Source organism: Methylobacterium sp. WL18 (assembly GCF_008040015.1).
GTDB lineage: Bacteria > Pseudomonadota > Alphaproteobacteria > Rhizobiales > Beijerinckiaceae > Methylobacterium > Methylobacterium mesophilicum.
Genome location: NZ_VRVD01000463.1, coordinates 1 through 3,782, shown reverse-complemented (window position 1 = coordinate 3,782; position 3,782 = coordinate 1). Strand labels below are relative to the sequence as shown.

Genomic DNA, 3,782 nt, shown 5'->3' with positions numbered 1-3,782 from the left:
CCCCGGACGATCTCGACGAGCTGCTGACCCTGGTCTGGAAGAAGCCGGCCTTCTTCGTCGCGCATCCGCGCGCCATCGCGGCCTTCGGCCGGGAGGCCACCCGCCGCGGCGTGCCGCCGGTCGTCGTCCACCTGTTCGGCGCGCCGTTCATCACCTGGCGCGGCGTCCCGCTGGTGCCGAGCGACAAGCTGCCGATCGACATCGATCCGGTCACCGGCGCCGAGACCACCTCGATCCTGCTGCTGCGCGTCGGCGAGGGCGAGCAGGGCGTGGTCGGCCTGCAGAAGTCGGGCGTGACCGGCGAGATCGAGCCCGGCCTGTCGGTGCGCTACATGGGCACCAACGACCACTCGATCGCCTCGCACCTGGTGACCCGCTACTTCTCGGCCGCCGTGCTGGTCGAGGACGCGATCGCCCGCCTCGATAACGTCCTCCTCGGCAACTACCATGACTATGCCTGAGGGACTGGCCTTCGGTCGACCGGAGGCGAGCCCGGCCGAGCTCGCCCACAGCGATCTGATCGGGCGCCTCGCCCGTGAGATCTACCAGCAGGGGCAGGCCGCGAGCCAGCCCCTCGCCCCGACGCTGCCCGCGGGACCCCAGGTCCCGCAGGCCCTCGAAGGGCTGCCTCAGGGACCGGGCGGCGCCCCGGTGCCGAGCGCGGCCACGGGAATCCCCTCGGTGCCGACCGGGGGGCAACCCTCCGGTCTGCAACCGGATGCCTCGGCGCTGGCGGCCCGCTCGTTCGGCGGGCCCGCCCTCGGTGTGCCGGGCCTCAGCGGCCCGACCTTGCCGAACCTCGCCCCCGCGAGCCCGGCCTTCTTCGACACCGCCGCGATCCCGCCGGTCCATCCGGCGAGCCCGCGTCCGGTCCTGCCGGATTTCGGGCTCCCGAGCGCGCCGCTTGCGTTCCCGGGCGGTGCCGACCTGCACCGTCAGGTGGCAGGGGATCATCCCCGCGCCAATGCCTTCGCGCACGCGGTCGCGCCGCAGCTGGTGCCGGCCGACCCGTCCCGGCCGGGCGTCGATGTCGCTCAGGAAAGCTTCGCGCGGACCGGGCACCTGTCCCGGGCGCCCGAGGCTCCGGTGTCCGACTACTACTTCCTGAACGCCGGTCCCGGCCCGGCCCGCAAGGCGCCGGCGAGCCCCCGGGTCGAGCCCGCCCGCTATCCGGGTCCGGCGCCGCGGCTGACGGCGCAGGGATCGAGCCCGGCGGCGGCACCGTTCGACGTGGAGCATGTCCGCCGGGACTTCCCGGCCCTGCACCAGAGCGTCAACGGCCACCCGCTGGTCTGGCTCGACAACGCCGCCACCACCCACAAGCCGCAGGCCGTGATCGACGCGACCTCGGAATTCTACGGGCGGCACAACTCGAACATCCACCGGGCCGCCCACACCCTGGCGGCGCGCTCCACGGACCTGTTCGAGGGCGGCCGCGAGGCGGTGCGCCGCTTCCTCAACGCCCCATCGAAGGACGACATCGTCTTCCTGCGCGGCACCACGGAGGCGATCAACCTCGTCGCCGATTCCTTCGGGCGGGCCAATATCGGCCCGGGCGACGAGATCATCGTCTCGACGATCGAGCACCACGCCAACATCGTGCCGTGGCAGCTCCTGTCCCAGGCGACCGGGGCGACGCTGCGGGTGATCCCGGTCAACGACCGGGGCGAGATCATCTTCGAGCAATACGCGGCCCTGCTCTCGGGCCGCACGAAGATCGTCTCGGTGACCCATGTGGCCAACGCGCTGGGCACCGTGAACCCGCTGCGGGAGATCATCGCGCTGGCCCACGCCTACGGGGTGCCGGTGCTGGTCGATGCGGCGCAATCCTCGCCGCACATGCCGCTCGACGTGCAGTCGCTCGACGCCGACTTCCTGGTCTTCTCCGGCCACAAGGTGTTCGGGCCGACCGGGGTGGGCGCGCTCTACGGCAAGACGCACCTGCTCGCCGCGATGCCGCCCTGGCAGGGCGGCGGCCACATGATCGAGGACGTCACCTTCACCCGGACCGTCTACAAGGGCGCCCCGGAGAAGTTCGAGGCGGGCACGCCGGACATCGCGGGTGCGGTCGGCCTCGGTGCGGCGCTCGACTATCTGGAGCGCATCGGCCTGCCGGCGATCGCCGCCTACGAGCACGACCTGCTGGAATACGCGCAGGGCGGTCTCGCCGAGGTGAAGGGCCTGCGCCTGATCGGCACGGCCCGCGAGAAGGCGAGCGTGATGTCCTTCGTGATCGAGGGGCAGGAGAACGAGGCGGTGGCCCACCATCTCGACGCGCACGGCATCGCGGTGCGCTCGGGCCATCACTGCGCCTTGCCGGCCCTGCGCCGGTTCGGGGTCGACCAGTCGGTGCGGGCCTCCCTGGCCTTCTACAACACCAAGTCCGACGTCGACGTGTTCCTGAAGGCGCTGCACAGCCTGCCGCGGCACTGAGCGGGACCGCGACGGGGATGCTCCCAAACGAAGACCGGCCGGACCCCGAAAGGTCCGGCCGGTCTTTTTGCGTGTTCCGGAATACGGGGCGAAACCCAGGGCGGTGTGCCGTACCCTCGCGATCCATCGCGGAATGGCCCCTCGCTCGAAAACAAAGATCGCCTCTGATCCGTGAGCCGACGGTCAGCTTCTTCTCGTCATCCCCCGGTCAAGGCGAAGTCTCGTCCTGCGGCGGCGCGATATTCGAAAAACGGTTTCGTTGACGCTGCGGAGTTCCGAGCGGACCATCGCGATCCTGCAGTCGGATCCCACCGCCGCGTACGTCTCGCTTTGTCATGACCGGATTCGTGAAGCCCGCCATCACCGAGAACGCGATCGCGGTGGTCCAGCGCGTCGGAGTCAACTGCGGAAACGCGACCCGGACGCGGGCGCACCCGCTGGAGCGGCACCAGCGCGCCGTCCCGTGCGCGCGCATCCGCTGGCCGACGCGGTGCGCATCGCCGCCGGCAAGGCCGTCCTCGGCATCTGACCGCCCCGACAAGGAGATTTATCATGAGCCTGATCCCCCCGGAGGCCGTCGAGTTCATCGGCTTCGTCGCCCCCCGCCACACCTCCGAGATCCACCCGGCGCAAGGGCCGGCGATCGACCGGGACTACCTGAAGCTGCTGGCCCAGGCGCATGAATGGGGCGGGTTCGACCGGGTGCTGGTGGCGTTCCACGCCACGGCGCCGGACGCCCTGCTGCTCGCCGGACAGGTCGCCACAGTCACCGAGCGGCTTGGGCTGATGATCGCCCACCGGACCGGCTTCACGGCGCCGACCGTGGCGGCCCGGCAATTCGCGACCCTCGACCAGCTCACCGGCGGCCGGGTCGCGATCCACGTGATCAGCGGCGGCGACGACCGGGAGCTGGCCCAGGACGGCGACCACCTCACCAAGGACGAGCGCTACGCCCGCACCCAGGAGTTCCTGGACATCGCCCGCCAGAGCTGGACCGCCGCGGCGCCGTTCGACTACGCGGGGGCGTTCTACCGGGTTGAGCGGGGCTTCTCCGAGGTGAAGCCGGTCGACGCCATCCCGGTTTATTTCGGCGGCGCCTCGCCGGCGGCCCTGGCGGTGGCGGGCCGCCACGCCGACACCTACGCCCTGTGGGGCGAGACCCAGGCCCAGGTCCGGGAGCTGATCGGGCGGGTCCGGGAGGCCGCCGCGCCGCATGGGCGCAACCCGCGCTTCAGCCTGTCGGTCCGGCCGATCCTGGCCGAGACCGAGGCGCGGGCCTGGGCCAGGGCGGAGGACATCCTGGCAAGGACCCGCGCCGCCCGGGCGGCCAGGGGTGTCGGAGCGGCGGC

The 3,782-nt window shown here is 71.7% G+C and carries 3 protein-coding genes and 1 pseudogene; 3 read left to right on the top strand and 1 reads right to left on the bottom strand.

The features are described 5' to 3' along the window. Both FV228_RS22960 and FV228_RS22955 read left to right on the top strand, forming a co-directional pair. Window positions 1–461, top strand: a pseudogene (locus FV228_RS22960) (cyclic nucleotide-binding domain-containing protein); the annotation flags it as partial. Continuing rightward, window positions 448–2,433 carry a family 2A encapsulin nanocompartment cargo protein cysteine desulfurase gene (locus tag FV228_RS22955; protein WP_147856709.1) on the top strand — a complete coding sequence of 662 codons (1,986 nt, stop codon included), beginning with the start codon at window positions 448–450 and terminating at the stop codon, window positions 2,431–2,433. The pseudogene FV228_RS22960 and the gene FV228_RS22955, both read left to right, overlap by 14 nt. 208 nt (window positions 2,434–2,641) lie before the next feature. Here the strand turns inward: FV228_RS22955 and FV228_RS22950 are convergent, their stop codons facing one another. After that, entirely contained in the window at window positions 2,642–2,974 is a 333-nt protein-coding gene (locus FV228_RS22950) for a hypothetical protein (protein ID WP_147856708.1), read from the bottom strand. Between the two features lie 11 nt (window positions 2,975–2,985). Between FV228_RS22950 and FV228_RS22945 the strand changes: the two genes are divergently transcribed. Further along, the coding region (locus FV228_RS22945) for an LLM class flavin-dependent oxidoreductase (RefSeq protein WP_147856707.1) at window positions 2,986–3,782 on the top strand (797 nt) is incomplete at its 3' end.